Raw genomic sequence first — 19,403 nt, 5'->3', positions numbered from 1 at the left:
AGCGTGCCCGCACAGGATAGCGTGCCCTTGTGAATGGCTTCACGCTACCGGGGCATAATACGCACATGACCGAGACCGCCCCCGCCCAGAGCCCCAAGCTCCACTTGCGCCAGGCGCGCCCCGCCGATGTCCCCGAACTGGTGGCCCTCACCGCCCGCGTGTACACCGCCGAATGGGGCCATTCCGCCGAAATGCTGCAGGGCCAGCAGAACAACTTCCCCGAAGGCCAGTTCGTCGTCGAATACGAAGGCCATATCGTGGGATTCTGCGCCACGTTCCGCATCAACGAGGCCGTGGCCCTGGCGCCGCATACCTGGATGCAGATCACCGGCGGCGGCTTTGCCTCGCGCCATGATCCGAAGGGCGACTGGCTCTACGGCATGGAAGTGGTGGTGCACCCGGACTACCGCGGCATGCGCATCGGCCAGCGCCTGTACCAGGCACGCAAGCGCCTGTGCACGGACCTGAAGCTGCGCGGCATCGTGTTTGGCGGCCGCGTGCCGGGGCTGTCACGGACCATCGGCCGCTACGGTAGCGCGGAAGCCTACGTGCAGGCCGTGGTCGACGGCAGCCGCCGCGACCCCACCCTGAGTTTCCAGCTGCGCAATGGCTTCGAGGTGATTGGCCTGCTGCGCGAGTACGTGCCGTCCGACCACGAGTCGCTCGGCTACGCGGCGCACCTGGTGTGGCGCAACCCACAGCTGCTCAATCATCCGGATACGCCGCGCATTTCGCACAGCCATCGCCTGCCGGATTCGGTGCGCGTGGCCTCGGTGCAGTACCAGCAGCGACGGATCACCTCGTTTGCCGAGTTCGCCACGCAGGTGGAGTACTTCGTCGACATCGCCGCGGACTACGACGCCGACTTCGTCGCGTTCCCCGAGCTGCTGACCCTGCAGCTGCTCTCCATCGAGAATGCCGAGCTGTCACCGGTGGACTCGATTCGCCGGCTCTCCGAGTACACGGACGAAGTGAAGGCGCTGTTCCACCGCCTGGCCGTGCACTACAACATCAACATCATCGGCGGCTCGCACCCGACGCGGCAGCCGAATGGTGATATCCACAACGTCTGCTACGTCTGCCTGCGCGACGGCTCGATCCACGAGCGCGAGAAGCTGCATCCCACGCCGAGCGAACGCAACGTGTGGAACATCACCGGCGGCGATTCGGCGGCGACGATCCAGACCGACTGCGGGCCGATCGGCGTGATGATCTGTTACGACTCGGAGTTCCCCGAGGTGGCGCGGCATCTCACCGACCAGGGTGCGCTGATCCTGTTCGTGCCGTTCTGCACGGACGTGCGCGAGGGTTACCTGCGCGTGCGTTACTGCTCGCAGGCGCGCGCCATCGAAAACCAGTGCTACGTGGTGCTTTCCGGCAATGTCGGCAACCTGCCCGGCGTGAATAATTTCGATATCCAGTACGGGCAGAGCTGCATCCTCACCCCGAGTGACTTTCCGTTTGCCCGTGACGGCATCGCCGCCGACTCCACGCCGAACATCGAGACGGTGCTGTTCGCCGACCTCCGCCTGGAGAACCTCGCGAAGGCACGCAACTCCGGCGCGGTGCAGAACCTGAAAGACCGTCGCTACGACCTCTACCAGGTACGCTGGGCGCGTACCCCGGAGACCCGATGAGCGCGGTGCCCGGCGACGGACCGCCGCTTTCGCGCATGGAGCAGTTGCGCCGGCATGGCTGGCTGTCGCCGGAGGAATGGCGCCGGCGCATCGTGTTCTGGGCAGGTGCCGTGGCCGTGGGCCTGGCCGCGGTGTTCTTCGCCAAGGCCGCCGATTACGCCTTCGAGCTGTTCCACGCCGTGGCCTCGCACGGCTGGTGGGTGCCCTTGCTGATCACCCCCGCGACCTTCGCCCTGCTCTGCTGGTTGACCCAGGGCGCATTGAAGGCCACGCGTGGGTCCGGCATCCCGCAGGCCATCGCGGCCCTGAAGGTGGAAGACGAGGATTTCCGTGCGCGCCTGCTGTCGCTGAAGGTGGCCGTGGGCAAGATGGCACTGACGCTGGCCGCGCTGCTCGGTGGCGCTTCCGTCGGCCGCGAAGGCCCCACGGTGCACGTCGGCGCGGGCCTGCTGTACTCGCTGGGCCGCCGCTTCGGCTTCGCTGATCCCACCGCGGCGGGCCGCTTCATCCTCGCGGGCTCGGCGGCGGGACTCTCCGCCGCCTTCAACACGCCGCTCGCAGGCGTGGTGTTTGCCATCGAGGAGATGTCCGGCACGTTCGAGCACCGGATGAGCGGCACGCTGCTTACCGCGGTGATCGTGGCCGGCATCGTCTCGCTCGGCATCGTCGGCAACTACGCGTATTTCGGCGCGATCAGCGCCATGCTGCCGCTGGGCAAGGCGTGGCTCGCCGTGCTGCTTACCGGCGTGGTCGGCGGCCTGGCCGGCGGCCTGTTCGCCCGCCTGATCATTCCGGCGGCAACGGGCTTCCGTGGCGGCATGGCACGGCTGCGCGCGCGCCAGCCCATCGTGTTTGCCGCGGCCTGCGGCCTTGCCCTGGTGCTGCTCAGCCTGCTGAGCGCCAATGGCCTGTATGGCACCGGCTACGCGCAGGCACGAGCCATCCTCGAAGGGCATAGCGATACCGGGCCGTTCTTCGGCCTGCTCAAGTTCCTTGGCAATATCGCCTCGTCGTGGGCCGGCATTCCTGGCGGCATCTTCTCGCCCGCGCTTGCCGTCGGCGCGGGGCTGGGCGGGAACATCGCCCACCTGCTGCCGGGCGCGGACGTGTCGGCCGTGGTGCTGCTGGGCATGGCTTCGTATCTCGCCGGCGTCACCCAGGCGCCGCTCACCGCCACGCTGATCTCGCTCGAGCTCACCGCCAACAACTTCATGGCGCTGCCGATCATGGCCGCCTGCCTGCTGGCGCGCGCCGTCTCCAGCCTGGTCTGCCGCGTGCCCGTGTACAAAGCGCTGGCCGATACACTGGTCGCCCAATACGAACTCGAACACGCGCGCCGCGAGGCGCCGCCTGCCCCGGACACCGCCACGCCATGACCGCCGATACCCGCTGGGATCACCTCCTTCTCGATGCCGGCCTGGCCACGCTCACCGACACCGGCGTGGCGTATGGCGCCATCGCCGATGGCGCCCTCGGGATCAAGGACGGCCGCATCGCCTTCGTGGGCGCGCGGGCCGACCTGCCGGGCGAGCCGCACGCGCTGTCGCATCGCGTGGCTTCGCTGGGTGGTGCGTGGATCACCCCTGGCCTGGTGGATTGCCACACGCACCTCGTGTTCGGTGGCGATCGCGCGCAGGAATTCGAGATGCGCCTGGAAGGCGCCAGCTATGAAGACATCGCGCGCGCCGGCGGCGGCATCGTGTCGAGCGTTCGCGCCACGCGCAGCGCCAGCGAGGACGAGCTGTTCCACCAGTCGCTGCCGCGTGCCCGTGCCCTGCTCGCCGATGGCGTGACCACGCTGGAGATCAAATCCGGCTACGGGCTGGAACCGGATGCCGAACGACGCATGCTGAGAGTGGCCCGGCGCATCGGCATCGAGCTTGGCATCGACGTGCGCACCAGCTTTCTTGGCTTGCATGCCCTGCCGCCGGAGTACGCGGGGCGTCGCGATGATTACGTGGCGCTGGTCTGCGACACGATGCTGCCCTCACTGGCCGATGACGAACTGGTGGACGCGGTCGACGCGTTTTGCGAAGGCATTGGCTTCACCCACGCGGAAACCGATCGCCTGTTCCAGAAAGCGACCGAGCTGGGCCTGCCGGTGAAGCTGCACGCCGAACAGCTCTCCGACCTTGGCGGAGCGGCGCTGGTCGCGCGGTACAACGGCCTCTCCGCGGACCACCTCGAGTGGACGAGCGAGGAAGGCGTCGCCGCCATGGCGGCGGCCGGTACCGTCGCCGTGCTGTTGCCCGGCGCCTACTACGCGTTGCGCGATACCCGCCCGCCGCCGATCGCCGCCTTTCGCGACCACGGCGTCGCCATGGCCGTGGCGACCGACCTCAACCCGGGCACCTCGCCCCTGCTCTCGCTGCGCCTGGCAATGGGCATGGCCTGCACGCTATTCCGGCTCACGCCGGAAGAAGCCCTGCGCGGCGCCACGGTGCATGCCGCCAGGGCGCTGGGCCTCGACGATCGCGGCACGCTCGCCGTGGGCCAGCGCGCCGACCTGGCCGTGTGGAACATCCGGCACCTGCCGGAACTGTGCTACTGGATCGGCGGCAACCTCCTGCGCGAGACCTGGGTCGCGGGCGAACGGACCCCGTAATCCGCCGCATTTTTCAGAATCCTTCCATCGATCCGCGCGCGGTGACTGCCTAACATCCCCAACCTTCGGCCGCGTCGCCAGGAAGGTTGTTGAACGTCGCACTGCCACCCCGCTGGGCCTTGCCCCGCGCATGCCATGTCGTGTTCGTGCTTTGCGCGGGCGCGCTGGCCGGTGGCTGCGCGGAGGATCGTGACTTCAAGGCCGAGGCGGCGGACCGCAGCCGGCAGATGCGTGATGTCTCGCGCATGCTCGACGCGATGGAATCGCCGCCCGATCCGGCGCTCACCGTCGTGCCAGCACCTGCGCGCACGGCCTCGATCGGCGTGCCGCCACCCACAAAGGCACGGCCCACGATGCACGGCGTGTGGCCTGGCGGCGTCGCCGCCGCCGCGGTCATCGCCTTCCTGGCCCTCGTGCTTGGCATGGCATGGCGTCGCCGCAAGCGCCGGACGAGTAGCGCCGCCCCACCTGCGCTTTCCATCGCCGAATCGTTCGAACCCGTCACACCGCCCGCCCCACCCGAGGACGCCGCCATGGCCCCGCCGCCTACGCCCGACTGGACCTACAAGCGCACGGCGTACGAGGCCCCTACGCTCCAGCTCGCCCTCGAACCGGTCGACCTGCTCGCCCGCCCGCGTGCGCCGGGCGCGTCGGTTGATCGCCTGCACGCGCCCGGCATGCCCGCGTGCCTGTACCTCAGTGGCGAGCGCGAACACCCCACGCTGCGGCACGTCGGCGACCACGCCGATGATGTCGTTGCGTGGGAAGCGATCGTGCGCGACTACCTCAACGCCGATGGCGAGGAGGGTTACCTCGCGCGGTGGCTGCTGCCCGCCCTGCACCGCGCGGCCGCGCCCCTGCTCGACAGGCAGGCAGCGGAAGCCCGTCTCGATGAAGCACTGGCCCTATGCCAGGCCGCGCTCGACACCGTGCCACCCGCGCGGCGGCCGTGGTGGCGCGCCCACCAGTTGCGCACCGGGCTCGCCCGGCTGACCCGCTCCTCCGGCGCCACCCGCCTGCTTGCCCTGCGCGAACTGGGCAGCGACGAACACGACCACGACGCCCCGGCGCTGGACGCCTGGGTGGACGTGCACCTCGCATGGGCCGGCTGGCTCGTGGGACACGCGGCACAGGCACGCCTTGGCGTGGCGGACGGCGTATGCGAGCGGCTTGGCACCGTCGCACCCGTACTCGCCTCGAAGCGTCGCGCGGACGTCTTCCTGCAACGCGCCAGCCTGGCGAAGGGTGACGCGCGTCTCGTGCACCTGGATGCCGCCCATGCACTGCTGCTCAGCGTCGCCAACGACAGTGGCGACCCGGCGGTGCGATGGACGCTCGCGCACTGCATCCATCAGCGCGCCACCCTCCTTCCGCCGGACGCGGCCGCCGAGGCCTGCTCCGATGCGCTCGGCCACGCCTTCGCCATCGGCCAGCACCCCGCATGGCATATCGCCTCGCTGGAACTGCGCCTCGCCATCCAGCTCACCCACGACACCCTCCCCGGCCACGGAACACCGAACGACGTGGCCGGGTCGCTCCGCCGCGAACTCGCCAGCGCCCGTTCGCGTCTCCGCACAGGAACCGCATGACCCGCACCAAGACCTCCCCGCTGCTCACCACCCGTTACGGCCTGTGCGCACCCTCGCCCAGTGACGCACCCGCCGCGCGCGCCCTGCAGTTCTACGGCGAATGGGCCGAACAGGAAACCGACCTGCTCAGTGGCCTCGTCACCGATGGCCACCACGTCGTCGAGATCGGCGGTGATTTCGGCGCGCACACCTTGTGGCTTGCACGCGCCGTCGGCGACACCGGCGCGGTGCATGTCATCGAGCCACGACGCCTGCCGTTCCAGCAGCTCTGCGCAAACGTGGCGCTGAACCAGCTGCCCAATGTCTTCACGCATCATGCGTGGCTGGGCGACGCGGATGGCATGCACGAGCTCGACGGCGAAGCGGTACGCAAGGCCACGCTTGACGGCCTTGCGCTGCCGGCCCTGCACCTGCTCAAGATAAACCTCGCCCACGCCTTGCCCGATGCACTCGCCGGAGCGGCACGGACACTGCGCGACCATCGGCCCGTGCTGTATGCGCGGCTGAGCGGGCTTGAAGCAGCGGAACACGAGGTGGACGCCATCAAGGCCCTCGGCTACCGGGCGTGGTCGCATACGCCGCCGCTGTTCAACCCAGAGAACCACGCAGGCGCCGTGCGCAACATCTTCCCGGGCATCGTCACCTGCAACGTCATCGCCGCCCATGGCGAGAGCGGTATCGAGTTCGAAACCGGCATCGAACTTTAGGCCTATATCGTTTGGCCAGGCCGATACCTGCATCCATGGCGCCACCCGCCACGTAAGTAAGGGGGTCCGTCGCGGGAAAGGTGGACCGATCAGGGGGGTCGAGACGACATACCGGAAGTACGTCCGTACCGACGAACCGTGGCTCCCGAGGGGGCCGCGGCCTCTCCGATCGACGTGAGGTAACCACCGTGAAAATGACCTTGACCTGCATCGCCGTGGCGATGGCCCTGATACCAGGGTTAGCTGCCGCATCCAGCCATCGCGAAGCCCCCTTCATCGCCACGCAGCCCCAGGTGGATGCCAGCGATTTCTATATGTTCATGAGCTACGAGGCGAACCGTGCCGGTTACGTCACGCTCATCGCCAACTACGATCCCCTGCAGGATGCGTACAGCGGGCCCAACTTCCACTTCCTCGACGAAAACGCCGTCTACGACTTCCACATCGACAGCAGTGGCAAGGCACGATCGGACCTTACGTTTCGCTTCCACTTCAACAACCACGACAAGAACCTGACCGTACCGGCCGGTGGCGTGAACCAATCGCAGCCGCTGCTGAATATCGGGCCGGTGACGGCGACGGACCAAAGCAACCTCAACCGCCTTGAGACCTACTCGGTTGAAGTGATGAAGGGCGATAACGCGCTCTGGCGCGGCCAGCCGCTTACCAACGCCACGAGCGGCTCAAGCGTCTTCACCAAACCCGTCGACAATATCGGCAACAAGTCGATTGCCAACTACGAGGCCTACGCGAGCAACTACGTCTACACCGTGAAAATCCCTGGCTGCCCCGCGCCGGGCCGCGTTTTCGCCGGCCAGCGCAAGGACGGCTTCGTCGCTGACCTCGGCGCGATTTTCGATCTCGTGAACCTGAATCCGCTGGGTCCGCGCGACGGCACGCCCAACGCGCTTACCCACAAGAACGTCACCACCCTTGCCCTGGAAGTGCCCGCATCCTGCCTCGGGGCGACGGCGCGGCAACCGATCCTTGGCGGCTGGACGACCGCGAGCCAGCCTCGTTACCGCGTGCTCAACAATAATGACGTGCCCTTCAGCTTCGCCGACTTCGTCCAGGTGTCGCGCCTTGGCTCACCGCTGGTCAACGAGCTGGTCATCGGATTGAAGGACAAGGACCGCTTCAATGGAAGCGTGCCCGCACGGGATAAACAGTTCCTCAGTTACGTGACCAACCCGACCGTCCCGGTGCTGCTCAACGCGCTTTTCGGCGTTGCCGTGCCGCACAGTCCACGCAACGACCTGGTCAGCGTGTTCCTCACGGGTGTGGCGGGCCTGAACCAGCCAGCCAACGTCGTGCCCGCGGAAGAGCTGCGCCTGAACACGTCGATCGTCGCGACGCCGCCCGCCGGGCAGAACGACCTGGGCGTGCTCGGTAACGATCTGGCCGGCTTCCCCAATGGCCGCCGCCCGGTGGACGACGTGGTGGATATCGCCCTGCGCGCTGAGGAAGGGGCCCTGTGCAGTACCGCCATCGGTGCGTGCGGCGACCAGACGGCCGATCCCAATAACGGCGCGCCATTCACCGATGGGGCGCGAGCCGCGGGCCCGACCACTGCCACCTCTCAGGTCACGGGCAGCGTCTCCGCGGCCGATACGTACCTGGATCACTTCCCGTACCTCAACACGCCGGTGCCGGGGTCGGTGAACGCCGCGATGGCCGCCCAGTAGGACGCCGGGCGGACACGGGCCCTGCCGATGCCCTGGACGGGCCTGGCACGACGGTGCGCGGCAGCCTCGGGTTCGAGACTGCCGCGCTCGCTTCTTTTCTGCGCGTGCTGCCTTGTCGGCAGCGCGGCGTTCGCACAACACACCACGCCCTACGTGCCGGTGAGCGACAGCGTGGTGTTACAGCGCGTGCCACCGCACACGGATCCCCGCGTGCGCGCGTTCGATACGCTGCGAGCACGCCTGGCAGCCCAGCCCGGCGATGCCTCGCGCGCCGTCGCCCTGGCGCATGCCTACATCGACTACGGACGCAGCACGGGTGATGCGCGCTACCTCGGCCGGGCCATGGCGGTGCTTGAACCCTTCATGCGCACGCCCGCGCCCCCGGTTCCGGTCTCCCTTGCCCACGCCACCATCCTGCAAAGCCGGCACGATTTCCTGGGTGCGCGCACGGAGCTCGAAGCGACCCTTCGCCACGACCCGGACAGCGCGCAGGGCTGGCTTACCCTGGCCAGCGTCGCCATGGTCCAGGGCGACTACGCGACGGCTAACCACGCCTGCGTGCAACTGGCGAATGCTGGCGGCAGTTTCATGGGCATGGCGTGCACGTCATCCCTGCGGTCGCTCGACGGGCATGCAAAGCAGGCGTATGCCTTGCTCGGCCTGATCCAGGACCCTGGCCCCGATGCACCGCCCGACATCCACGCGTGGATCGAAGGCCTGATGGCCGACACGGCGCTGCGCATGGGCCAGCCCGACATCGCCGACGCGCATTTCCGCAACGCGCTTCGCTGGACACCGGGTGACAACTTCCTGCTCGCTGACTACGGCGAGTCCCTGCTTGACCAGGGCCGCGCGGCGGATGCGCTCGCGCTCGTCATCGGCGATACCCAGTCCGACACGTCCTTTCTCGTGCGCGTACGCGCGGAAGTCGCGCTGGGCGATGCGCGGGCTCCCGCGGACATGCGCGCCATGGACGGCCGTTTTGCGGCGATGGAGCAACGCGGCGATCACCTGTTCCTGCGCGAGCAGGCCGCCTATCTGCTGCACGTCCACCACGATGCGGCAGCCGCCCTCCGCCTGGCGACGCTCAACTGGAAGACGCAGCGCTCACCCAAGGATGCGCGCATCTTCCTTGAGGCGGCGATAGCCGCCGGGCAGCCGCAGGCCGCCACGCCCGTGGTCGAGTTCGCACGGAGCAGCGGCATGACGGATCCCTCGGTCGACCCGCTCGTCGCCGCGGTACACCCATGAGGGCCTGGCAACGCGTCGCGCTTGCGCTCATCGCCGTCCTCGTGGCACCGCTTGCATCGGCGCACAAGGAAAGCGATGCGTACCTCACCCTGCGCACCGATAGCTCCGACGCCCATCGCATGCGGGGCCAGTGGGACATCGCCCTACGCGACCTCGACTACGCCATCGGTATCGACGGCAACCACGATGGGGCGATCACATGGGGTGAGGTCAAGGCGCGGCGCGCGGCGATCGAGACGTACGCGCTCAGCCACCTTGTCGTCAAAGGGGACGGCCTCACCTGCGCCCTGGCGCCCACCGGCCAGGCGATCGACGAACACACCGATGGTGCCTATGCCGTGGTCCTCTTCGATGCCGTCTGCGACAAGAACATCCCCAGCCGCATGACGGTGGTCTACACCCTGATGTATGACATCGACCCCTACCACCGCGGCATCGTGACGCTCCATGCCGGCGGACACACGGCAGGCGCCGCGCTCGGCCCGTCGCACCCTGAAGCCAGCCTCGACCTGCGTGAACCGGACCGCTGGGGCGAGTTCACCAGCTTTCTTGTCGACGGTATCTGGCACATCTGGACCGGGATCGATCACATCCTGTTCCTGCTCTCGCTGCTGTTTCCCGCCGTGCTGCTGCGCCGAGGGGGCTGGCAACCCGTGGAGCGTTTCTGGGCGGCCTGCCTCGACGTCGTGAAGATCGTGACGGCATTCAGCGTGTCGCACTCCATCACGCTCACGCTGGCCGTCCTCGGCCTGGTCCATGTGCCCTCGCGACTGGTGGAATCCGGTATCGCCCTGTCCGTGCTGATCGCGGCGCTGAATAACATTTTTCCCCTGGTCCACCGCCGGATCTGGCTCGTCGCGTTTGCCTTCGGCCTGATCCATGGCCTCGGGTTCGCCAGCGCGCTTACCGGCCTGCAACTCCCACCCGGGGCGATGGCGGCGTCGCTGGGCGGCTTCAGCGTGGGCGTGGAGATAGGCCAGGAAGCGATCGTGCTGGCGTTCCTTCCCGTGGCATTTCTCGTCCGTCGCACCGCGTTTTATCGTATCGGTGTCCTGCGCTGGGGCTCGTGGGCCATCGTCGTCATCGCCACGGGCTGGCTTATCGAGCGCGCCTTCGACGTGGCGATTCCCGGCTTTGACCTGCTTCTGCCGAACTGAAGTGGTACGCGGCTCCGGCCCCCTAGTCGACATCCGCGCCACGGCGGCTCAAGCTGCGGCAAAGCCCTCGCCGCGGACATACCCATGGCAAAGCTCGTCTTCGCGATAAACCAGTCACTCGATGGCTACGTCGACCACCAGGCGTTTGCACCGGGCCCGTTGCTCTTTCGCCACTTCATCGAAGATGTCCGGCACCTGACGGGCATGGTGTATGGCCGCGGCCTGTACGACGTGATGCGCTACTGGGATGACGACGATGCCGGGTGGGATGCCGCGGAACGCGAGTATGCGGCGGTGTGGCGGGCCCGGCCGAAATGGGTGGTGTCGCGCACGCTGACGTCGGTTGGCCCGAACGCCACCCTGATCAGCGACCCCGTCGAACCCGAACTGCGCCGCCTCACGATGGAGCATGAGGGCGTGATTGAAGTCGGTGCCCCCGGCCTGGTGCGGCACCTGGCCGCCCTGGGCCTCATCGATGAGTACCGACTTTACGTGCATCCGGTGGTCGTGGGCGGCGCCAAGCCCTGTTTCACGGCGCCCTTGCCGCCCCTGCGCCTGTTGGCCAGCGACGTGATCGGCGAGGACGTGATCCGGCTCACCTATGTGCCCGCCTGACCGGCCCAACAAAAAACCCCGCCGAGGCGGGGTTTTTCGTGTCACGCAAAGGAGGCTCAGGCCTTCTTGCGTGGCGCAGCCTTCTTGGCCGCGGCCGGCTTGGCAGCTGCCGGCTTCGCCACGGCAGCGCCGGTGACGATGTCGGTGTGCGGACGGGCAATGCCGTAGCTGGAACGGTAGATCTTGCCGCGACGGGTGCGGCGGTCGCCCTTGCCCATGGGAAACTCCTTAATTCTGAGGTGAAGAGGAACGGCCGGACATCGTATCAGCGGCCGCGTAAAGCGCAAGGGTGGCCGTTCAGTGAACGTGCCGGTTCTCCTGCCCGCAGCCTTCCAGCTCGTCCGGACAATGCCCCGGATCAAATTGCACGGTGGCGTGGCCGACCTTCCAGCGCTCGCTGAGCGTGGTCTTGATGGCGGTGAGAACGCGGGCCTGGTCGGCCCCTTCCGCCAGTTCGGCATGCAGGGTGGCCATCCGCGAGCCCGCGGTCACCTGCCAGACGTGCACGTGGTGGATGTCCAGGATGGCCGGATCGCACTGGGCCAGGGTGGCCTCCACCTCTTCCAGGTGAACGCCCTCGGGCGTGCCCTCAAGCAGGATGTGCCCCGAACGGCGGACGAGCGACCAGGCGCTGCGCAGGATCAGCAGCGACACCAGGATCGACAGGGCCGGATCCGCCCAGAGCCAGCCCATCCAGCGCACGGCCAGCGCGGCCAGCACGGCCGCGACCGAACCAAGCAGGTCGCCCAGCACGTGCAGGCTCGCGCCAGCGATGTTCACGTCATCCGGGTCGTGGCCATGCAGGCTGCGCAGCACCACCACGTTGGCGGCCAGGCCGACCAGGGCGACGATCAGCATCACCCCGGAAAGAATCGGCTGCGGGTCGAACAGGCGCTGCACGGCCTCGATGATGATGAAGGCGACCAGCGCGAACTGGGTCAGTGCATTGACGAAGCCCGCCAGCACCTCGATGCGGCCGTAGCCGTAGGTGCGTCGCGCATCCGCCGGACGCGCCGCGAAACGGGCGCCAAGGAAGGCCAGCAGCAGCGCGAGGGCATCGACGAGCATGTGCCCGGCGTCGGCCAGCAGCGCCAGCGAGCCGGAAACGAGGCCACCGGCCGCCTCGACGACCAGCATGACGGTGGTAAGGACGAACGCGAACAACAGCTTCCGCTCGCTACTTCCGGCGAAGTGCGAGTGGTCATGGTCGTGGTCGTGCGAGTGGCCATGGGAATGGCCATCAGCGTGGGCGTGGTCGTGTGCCATGGGGCGAAGCCTAGGTGCGGCGTACGCGGTTACACAATCACGGGTGGGCGCAGGTGGGGCCGTGGATGTGCCCGGCATGGCCGCTGCGGTCGACCTTGAGGTTGACGAAATGCGCCGCCGCCAGCAGCAGGCCGCCGCACGTCACGAGCACGCTGTGCACCACCAGCGAGCCGCCATGCAGGAAGGTCACGCCGAGGATCAGCAGGATCAGGCCAGGCGTAGCCAGCACCAGCGGGGTGCGGCGGTGGTGCCGACGATACCCGGAGACCAGGGCTGCCGTGGCCAGCACGCAGGCGAAGGCGACAAAACCTTCCTCGAACCGATGGCTGGCCAGGAAGGAGAGCCCGAGCAGGGGCAGCAGCGCGATGACGAAGGGCATGGCGGCGCAGTGGATCGCGCAAAGGAAGGACGCGGTCGCGCCCAGCCGGTCAGCGGCATGCCACCAGCGGCGGCGGATAACGGGCTCGGGGTTCGTCATATCGGTCATGAAGTGCATAGCGTGACTTTTTGCACGGGTCGAGGCAAGCGATGATACTTTATAACATTGCAAAGTCCAACCGATGGAGCTCCACCCGATGCGTAGAACCCTTTTCGCCCTGACCCTTGCCGCGACCTTCGGCAGCAGCCTCCCCGCCATGGCCGAGGACGCCCCGCCGGATGCCACGACCCCGGAGATGGGCTCGAAGGATGGCGAGGGCAAGTCCCGCAAGCACGTGGACAAGCTCGAAGGCATCGTGGTGAACGCGGTTCCCGGCGGCCGCAACGCCGACCAGATCGTCGCCCCCGTGGCCGTCCTGGCCGGGTCGGCCCTGGATGACGCCAAGGGCGTCTCCCTGGGCGAAACCGTCTCCTCCATCCCCGGCGTGCAGACCTCGGCCCTGGGCACGGCCGTGGGCCGCCCGGTCATCCGTGGCCTGGACGGCCCGCGCGTGGCCGTCCTCGAAAACGGCCTCTCCTCCCAGGACGTCTCCAACGTCAGCCAGGACCACGCGGTTACCCTGGAGCCCTTCCTCGCCGACCAGATCGAAGTGCTCAAGGGCCCGGCCACCCTGCTCTACGGCTCCGGTGCGATCGGCGGCGTGGTCAACGTGGTCGACGGCCGCGTGCCGGAGAAGGCGCCCGAGAACGGCTTCGCCGGCCGCGCCGAAGTGCGCAGCGATTCCGTCTCGGACGGCAAGACCGGCCTGCTGCGCATGGACGCCGGCAACGACCAGTTCGCCATCCATGTTGACGGCATGCACCGCGACAACAAGGATTACGACATCCCTGGCGGCACCCTCGCCAACAGCGCGGTGAAGACCACCTCGGGCGCCGTCGGCGCCTCGCTGCTCGGATCGTGGGGCTACCTGGGCCTCTCCATCTCGCGTTTCATGGATCTGTACGGCAGCCCCGCCGAGCCCGGTGACGCCGCCGAAGGCGAAGACCCGGTGCACATCAAGATGGCGCAGACCAACTACACCTTGAAGGGCGGCCTCGTGCAGCCGTTCGACGGCATCAGCAAGATCGACTTCAGCCTCGGCCATGGCGCCTACCAGCACGTGGAATTCGAAGGCGACACGCCAGGCACCACGTTCACCACGCAGAGCAACCAGGGCCGCCTCGTCGTCACCCATGATGAACTCGCGGGCTGGATCGGCTCCTTTGGCGTGCAGACCCAGCATCGCCAGTTCGCCGCCGTGGGCGAGGAAACCTTCGTACCGGCGACCACGACGAAGGGCGTGGGCGTTTTCCTAACCGAAGTGCGCGACTTCGGGCCGGTGAAAGTGGAACTCGGCGCACGCCACGACACCCAAAGCGTGCAGCCGGTGGACGGTGCGAAGCGGGACTACTCGCCGAATAGTCTTTCCGCAGGGTTTGCCTGGCGCTTCGCCGATCAGTGGCACCTGTCGCTGAACCTCGACCATGCCGAGCGCGCGCCGTCCGAAGAAGAACTGTTCGCCAACGGCCCGCACGAAGCCTCGAACACCTTTGAAATCGGCAGCGACCTCGGCAAGGAAAAATCCAACCAGGCCGAACTGGGCCTGCATTTCCATGGCGACATCGTGGAAGGCAAGGTGGCCGTGTACTACAACAAGTACAAGAACTTCATTTACCTTGCCGACACCGGCGAGGTCGAAGACGACCTGCCGGTGCGCACGTGGTCGCAGAATGATGCGGCGTTCCGCGGCGCGGAAGCCGAAGCCACGTTCCATCTTTCCGAAAGCCCGTCCGGCCACTGGGACCTGCGCGTCTTCGGCGACACCGTGCGCGCCACGCTCGATAACGGCGGCGGCAACGTGCCGCGCATTCCTGCGGGCCGCGTGGGTTCAACGCTGAGCTGGAGCGCCGACAGCCTGCGCGCCAGCGTGGGCGCGGTGCGCTACATGAAGCAGGACAAGATCGCCGCGTTCGAGACCGATACGGCCGGCTACACGCTGGTCACCGCGCACGTCGCCTGGACGTTCGTTAATGACGAGCGCAGCCAATGGGAGGCCTTCGTCGATGGCAACAACCTGACGAACCAGACGGCACGGCCCGCGACGTCGCTGTTCAAGGATGTCGCGCCGATGCCAGGTCGAAACGTGTCCGTGGGTGTGCGCGCCTACTTCTGATCCACCAGGTTCCCGGCTCCCGACGCCCTCCCTCCCCCCCGGCGGGGGCCGGAAACAAACGGGGCACCGCAGTGATGCGGCGCCCCGTTTTTTTTCCGCGAATAACGACTCAGGATTCGCGGCAGTTCTTGCAGATACCGTGCACTTCGAGCGTCTGTGCCTGCGGACGGAAGCCGAACGCTTTGGCCTGCGCTTCGATCAGCTCGGCGACGCGCTCATCGCACACTTCCTGCGCGCACTGGCACTTGTCACAGATGAGGAACGGCACCTGGTGCGACTCCGCCGGGTGATGGCAGGAGACGTAGGCGTTGATCGATTCCAGCTTGTGGATGAAGCCGTTTTCCAGCAGGAAATCGAGTGCACGATAGACCGTGGGCGGCGCGGCGTTGCCGTGCTTTTCGCGCAGGCGATCCAACAGGTCGTAAGCCTTCACCGGCTTGCCGGCGGCCGCCACCAGCTCCAGCACTTCGCGACGCAACGGCGTGAGGCGGAGGCCGCGCTCGTTGGACGCAAGTTCCACCGCCGCGACGAAGCCGCGGGCGTCGTCGTGGTGATCGTGGGAGTGGTCGTGGCTGGCGTGTGAACTCATGGGCGTCATTCTAACATGAGGACTCGTCAGGGATTTTTCGAGCCCGGTCCGGTGCGTGGCAACGGCGGCGGGCCGACCGGCCTGCGCGGCAGGAAGGGCACGACCCAGCCGAACGGACCGAAGACCAGCGAGGCGACCAGGGTGGCCGTGAACCGGCCCCGCCACCAGCCCAGCAGCGCCCCGACCACGATAAACACCACCTGCCACAGGATGAGCTCGCCCCACGGGACGAGCCGCATCAGGTTCATGAAGATGGCCAGGAACGCACCGGGGGCCTGGGGATCGACCCCGGCGGTGGCCTTGGCCAGCAGCTCATCCATGGCCGGTCACGCCATCACGCGGCGGTGCGGGCGATGGCGTCGTCGATGCGGGCCAGGGCGACGTCACGGCCGCACAGGTAGATGGTGTGCTCGATGGACGGCGAGACCTGGGTGCCGGTCATGGACACGCGCAGCGGCGCGGCGACCTTGCCCATGCCCAGCTCCAGCGCGGCGGCCGTACGCTCGACCGCGGCGTGCACGGCTTCCGGGGTCCACTCCGGCAGCGCGGCGAGCTCTTCCTTCGCCTTCGCCAGCACCGTCGGTGCCGTTTCCGTGCGCAGGTGCTTCTCCACGGCCTTCGGGTCCCACTCGGTGATCGGGCCGTACCAGAGCGTGGCGCGCTGGGCCATTTCCACGAAGGTCTGCACGCGGTCACGCAGGGCGACGACGACGTCGGCCGGGTTCGGGCCCGTGGCCGGGTCAATGCCGATGCGCTGCAGGTGGTAGGCCAGCTCGGGGCCCAGTGCCGCCGGGTCGTCGGTCTTCAGGTAATGCTGGTTCAGCCACGACAGCTTGGTGACGTCGAAGCGCGAGGCCGCCTTGTTCACGTCCGACACGTCGAACAGCTCGACCATCTGTTCCACCGAGAAGATCTCCTGGTCGCCATGCGACCAGCCCAGGCGGACGAGGTAGTTCAGCAGCGCATGCGGCAGGAAGCCGTCTTCGCGGTACTGCATGACGCTGACCGCACCGTGGCGCTTGGAAAGCTTCTGGCCATCCGGGCCAAGGATCATCGGCAGGTGCGCAAACTCCGGCACCGGCGCGCCCAGCGCCTTGTAGATGTTGATCTGGCGCGGGGTGTTGTTCACGTGGTCGTCGCCGCGGATGACCTCCGTGATACCCATGTCGATATCGTCGACCACCACGGCGAAGTTGTACGTCGGGAATCCATCCGAACGGAAGATCACCAGGTCGTCGAGCTCGGTGTTCGCCCACTCGATGCGGCCCTTCACCTTGTCGTCGAACACCACCGATCCCGTCGTCGGGTTCTTGAAGCGGATGACGCGGTTCGGGTCGTCGCGCAGCGGCTCGTTGCGCTCGCGGTAGTAACCGTTGTAACGCGGCTTCTCACCGGCCGCCATGGCGGCGTTGCGCATGGCCTCGATCTCTTCCTTCGTCTCGTAGGCGTAGTACGCCTTGCCCTCGCGCAGCAGCTGCTCGGCCACTTCGCGGTAACGGTCCATGCGCAGGGTCTGGTAGTACGGGCCTTCGTCGTGCGACATCCCGAGCCAGTTCATGCCATCGAGGATCGCCTGCACGGCTTCCTGGGTAGAACGCTCGCGGTCGGTGTCCTCGATGCGCAGGATGAACTCGCCACCGCGACGGCGCGATTCCAGCCAGCAGTACAGCGCGGTGCGCGCACCGCCAATGTGCAGGTAACCGGTGGGGCTGGGGGCGAAACGGGTGCGGACGGTCATCGTAAGGGTCATTCAGACGGGCAAGACCACGATTTTAGCCGCATCCCGCTGTCACCGGGCAGTCATATGCCCATAACCGCCCGGACACGGCGGCGGGGCAGCATAGGTTAAACAGGCCAGAAGGGGCACCACCATGCGAGTGGGCATCGTCACCGAGACCTACGCACCGGACGTGAACGGCGTCGCCCTCACCGTCCAGGCGCTCGCACGCGGCCTTGTCCGCCGCGGCCACTCCGTCGACCTCATCCGTCCGATCCACGCCGCGACGCCACCCCTGGCCGACGCCGGGATGGATGTCCTCGAAGTGGAAGGCGCCGCTGTCCCCCGCTACGCAGGCCTGCGCTTTGGCCTGCCCGCCCGTTTCCGCATCGAGCGCCGCTGGCGCGCCGAACGGCCGGATGCCATCTACGTGGCCACGGAAGGCCCCCTGGGCTGGAGCGCGGTAAGCGCCGCCCGCCGCCTCGGCATCCCGGTCGCCACCGGCTTCCACACCCGCTTCGACTTCTACGTGGGCCACTACGGCTTCGCCGCGCTCACCCCGGTGGTGCGCAGCTACCTCGCCCGCTTCCACCGCCGCGCGCAGACGACCCTGGTCCCCACCGGCCAGCTGGCCGACGAACTGAACGATCTCGGCGTCCACGACGTTCGCGTGCTCCGCCGCGCGGTCGACACCCTGCGCTTCCATCCCGAGCGCCGCAACGACGAACTGCGCGCCTCGTGGGGTGCTGGCCCAGATACGCCGGTGATGCTCTGCGTCGGCCGCGTGGCCCCGGAAAAGAACCTGCACGTCGCGATCGACGCCTGGCGCGCCCTGTGCCGCCGCGTCCCCGACGCCCGCTGCGTCATCGTCGGTGACGGCCCCGGCCGCGCGGCCCTGCAAGCCGCCCACCCGGACGTCATCTTCGCCGGCACGCGCCGCGGGGACGACCTGGCCGCGTTCTACGCCAGCGCCGATCTCTTCGTGTTCCCCAGCCTCACGGAAACCTTCGGCAACGTCGTCCTCGAGGCCATGGCCTCCGGCGTGCCGGTGGTGGCCTACGCCGAAGCGGCAGCAAGGGAATACATCCGCAACGGCCAGAACGGGATCCGCGTCGCGCCTGGCAACGAAGGCGGCTTCATAGAACGCGCCGCCACGCTCGGCGCGGATGCCACCGTCCGCGCAGCGATGGGACGCGCTGCGCGGACCTCGGTGGCAGCCCTGTCGCCAGAGTCGGTGGTCGCCGAATTCGAATCCATCATGCACTCGCTCGCCGAGGAGAACCTCCATGAACGCAGCACCGCCGTCGCCGCGTAGGGCCAACCTCGACCGTCGCATGTGTGTCGCCGCCAACCGCTGGGGCGCACGCCGGGCGATAGGCATCTTCTTTGGCCTCGTCAGCCGCCTCGGTGACGGGGTGTTCTGGTATGCGCTGATGACGGTGATGGCACTCGTCGGCGGGCTGCACGGCCTCGCCGTCGCGGTGCAAATGGCCCTGACCGGCCTCACCGCGCTGCTGATGTACCGCGTACTGAAGCGCTGGACCAAACGCCCCCGCCCCTTCCGCGCCTGCCCTGGCGTGATCGCCCACGTACCGCCGCTGGATGAATTCAGCTTCCCGTCGGGGCATACGCTCCAGGCGGTGGCCTTCACCGTGGTTGCCGTCGCCCATTACCCGGTGCTCGCCCCGTTCCTCATCGGCTTCGCGGCACTGATCGGCGCATCACGCGTGATCCTCGGCCTGCACTACCCGAGCGACGTGCTTGCGGCAACGGCGATTGGTGGGGCGCTTGGCACGTTATCGCTCTGGATCGAACGCCTGGTGTTTTGAACGCGTTACCACGCTACTGAATCGGATCATTCGCGGACGCGAATGCATGTAACCAGCGGCTGACGCCACCTCGCCCTTGGCGGGCGCGGTGCAAGAGCCCTCGGTGCCCACCCTCGCTGCTCAGACATGTCCTCGTCGTCCGAAAGGGAGTGCCCCTGACGGGGC

18 protein-coding genes are annotated in these 19,403 nt (G+C 67.7%); 12 read left to right on the top strand and 6 right to left on the bottom strand.

Annotated features, from left to right (window positions below; all coding sequences use genetic code 11):
- Positions 1 to 65: 65 nt before the first annotated feature.
- The 9 genes from FIV34_RS07940 to FIV34_RS07905 all read left to right on the top strand — a co-directional run bounded on the left by FIV34_RS07940 (position 66) and on the right by FIV34_RS07905 (position 11,246).
- Entirely contained in the window at positions 66 to 1,637 is a 1,572-nt protein-coding gene (locus FIV34_RS07940; RefSeq protein ID WP_139981343.1) for a bifunctional GNAT family N-acetyltransferase/carbon-nitrogen hydrolase family protein, read from the top strand.
- Positions 1,634 to 3,013 (top strand): chloride channel protein, encoded by a 1,380-nt coding sequence (locus FIV34_RS07935; RefSeq protein ID WP_211352724.1) that lies wholly within the window; start codon positions 1,634 to 1,636, stop codon positions 3,011 to 3,013. The genes FIV34_RS07940 and FIV34_RS07935 overlap by 4 nt, the downstream gene beginning before the upstream one ends.
- Positions 3,010 to 4,242, top strand: a complete 1,233-nt coding sequence (gene hutI / locus FIV34_RS07930) for an imidazolonepropionase (protein WP_139981341.1) — start codon at positions 3,010 to 3,012, stop codon at positions 4,240 to 4,242. Before FIV34_RS07935 ends, hutI begins: the two co-directional genes overlap by 4 nt.
- 89 nt (positions 4,243 to 4,331) lie before the next feature.
- Positions 4,332 to 5,831 (top strand): hypothetical protein, encoded by a 1,500-nt coding sequence (locus FIV34_RS20915; protein ID WP_170207540.1) that lies wholly within the window; start codon positions 4,332 to 4,334, stop codon positions 5,829 to 5,831.
- A complete protein-coding gene (locus FIV34_RS07925; protein WP_170207539.1) occupies positions 5,828 to 6,538 on the top strand; it encodes an FkbM family methyltransferase in 711 nt (236 codons plus the stop codon). Before FIV34_RS20915 ends, FIV34_RS07925 begins: the two co-directional genes overlap by 4 nt.
- Before the next feature lie 194 nt (positions 6,539 to 6,732).
- Entirely contained in the window at positions 6,733 to 8,223 is a 1,491-nt protein-coding gene (locus FIV34_RS07920) for a DUF4331 domain-containing protein (RefSeq protein WP_139985781.1), read from the top strand.
- A gap of 210 nt (positions 8,224 to 8,433) precedes the next feature.
- Complete coding sequence (locus FIV34_RS07915) at positions 8,434 to 9,474, top strand: tetratricopeptide repeat protein (protein ID WP_139981336.1); 1,041 nt, start codon at positions 8,434 to 8,436, stop codon at positions 9,472 to 9,474.
- Complete coding sequence (locus tag FIV34_RS07910) at positions 9,471 to 10,631, top strand: HupE/UreJ family protein (RefSeq protein ID WP_139981334.1); 1,161 nt, start codon at positions 9,471 to 9,473, stop codon at positions 10,629 to 10,631. Before FIV34_RS07915 ends, FIV34_RS07910 begins: the two co-directional genes overlap by 4 nt.
- 84 nt (positions 10,632 to 10,715) lie before the next feature.
- Positions 10,716 to 11,246, top strand: coding sequence for a dihydrofolate reductase family protein (locus FIV34_RS07905; RefSeq protein WP_139981332.1), 531 nt, complete (start codon positions 10,716 to 10,718; stop codon positions 11,244 to 11,246).
- Between the two features lie 56 nt (positions 11,247 to 11,302).
- On the opposite strand, the gene FIV34_RS07900 is transcribed toward FIV34_RS07905, so the two are convergent.
- The 3 genes from FIV34_RS07900 to FIV34_RS07890 all read right to left on the bottom strand — a co-directional run bounded on the left by FIV34_RS07900 (position 11,303) and on the right by FIV34_RS07890 (position 12,999).
- Positions 11,303 to 11,464: a 30S ribosomal protein THX gene (locus FIV34_RS07900; protein ID WP_139981330.1), complete on the bottom strand. Its 162-nt coding sequence runs from the start codon at positions 11,462 to 11,464 to the stop codon at positions 11,303 to 11,305.
- 79 nt (positions 11,465 to 11,543) lie between these two features.
- Entirely contained in the window at positions 11,544 to 12,512 is a 969-nt protein-coding gene (locus FIV34_RS07895) for a cation diffusion facilitator family transporter (RefSeq protein WP_139981328.1), read from the bottom strand.
- Positions 12,513 to 12,549: 37 nt separating this feature from the next.
- Positions 12,550 to 12,999, bottom strand: a complete 450-nt coding sequence (locus FIV34_RS07890) for a MerC domain-containing protein (protein WP_246058778.1) — start codon at positions 12,997 to 12,999, stop codon at positions 12,550 to 12,552.
- An 88-nt stretch (positions 13,000 to 13,087) separates the two neighbouring features.
- Here FIV34_RS07890 and FIV34_RS07885 point away from each other — a divergent pair, with 88 nt between their 5' ends.
- Complete coding sequence (locus tag FIV34_RS07885) at positions 13,088 to 15,103, top strand: TonB-dependent receptor (RefSeq protein WP_139981326.1); 2,016 nt, start codon at positions 13,088 to 13,090, stop codon at positions 15,101 to 15,103.
- A 109-nt stretch (positions 15,104 to 15,212) separates the two neighbouring features.
- On the opposite strand, the gene FIV34_RS07880 is transcribed toward FIV34_RS07885, so the two are convergent.
- From FIV34_RS07880 to gltX, 3 genes are read right to left on the bottom strand one after another with little or no spacing between them, the layout of a single operon-like run.
- Entirely contained in the window at positions 15,213 to 15,701 is a 489-nt protein-coding gene (locus tag FIV34_RS07880) for a transcriptional repressor (protein ID WP_425462910.1), read from the bottom strand.
- A 17-nt stretch (positions 15,702 to 15,718) separates the two neighbouring features.
- Positions 15,719 to 16,012: a hypothetical protein gene (locus FIV34_RS07875; protein WP_139981322.1), complete on the bottom strand. Its 294-nt coding sequence runs from the start codon at positions 16,010 to 16,012 to the stop codon at positions 15,719 to 15,721.
- 14 nt (positions 16,013 to 16,026) lie between these two features.
- Positions 16,027 to 17,430, bottom strand: coding sequence for a glutamate--tRNA ligase (gene gltX, locus FIV34_RS07870; protein ID WP_139981320.1), 1,404 nt, complete (start codon positions 17,428 to 17,430; stop codon positions 16,027 to 16,029).
- Between the two features lie 133 nt (positions 17,431 to 17,563).
- On the opposite strand from gltX, the gene FIV34_RS07865 reads away from it, so the two are divergent.
- A complete protein-coding gene (locus tag FIV34_RS07865; protein ID WP_139981318.1) occupies positions 17,564 to 18,724 on the top strand; it encodes a glycosyltransferase family 4 protein in 1,161 nt (386 codons plus the stop codon).
- The gene (locus FIV34_RS07860; RefSeq protein WP_139981315.1) at positions 18,696 to 19,238 is read left to right on the top strand and encodes a phosphatase PAP2 family protein; all 543 of its coding nucleotides are present in this window, start codon (positions 18,696 to 18,698) and stop codon (positions 19,236 to 19,238) included. The genes FIV34_RS07865 and FIV34_RS07860 overlap by 29 nt, the downstream gene beginning before the upstream one ends.
- Positions 19,239 to 19,403: the final 165 nt, after the last annotated feature.

The organism is Luteibacter pinisoli, assembly GCF_006385595.1.
Taxonomy (GTDB): Bacteria; Pseudomonadota; Gammaproteobacteria; order Xanthomonadales; family Rhodanobacteraceae; genus Luteibacter; species Luteibacter pinisoli.
The sequence above is the reverse complement of the archived record's forward strand: the minus strand, read 5'-3'. Positions and strand labels throughout refer to the sequence as shown.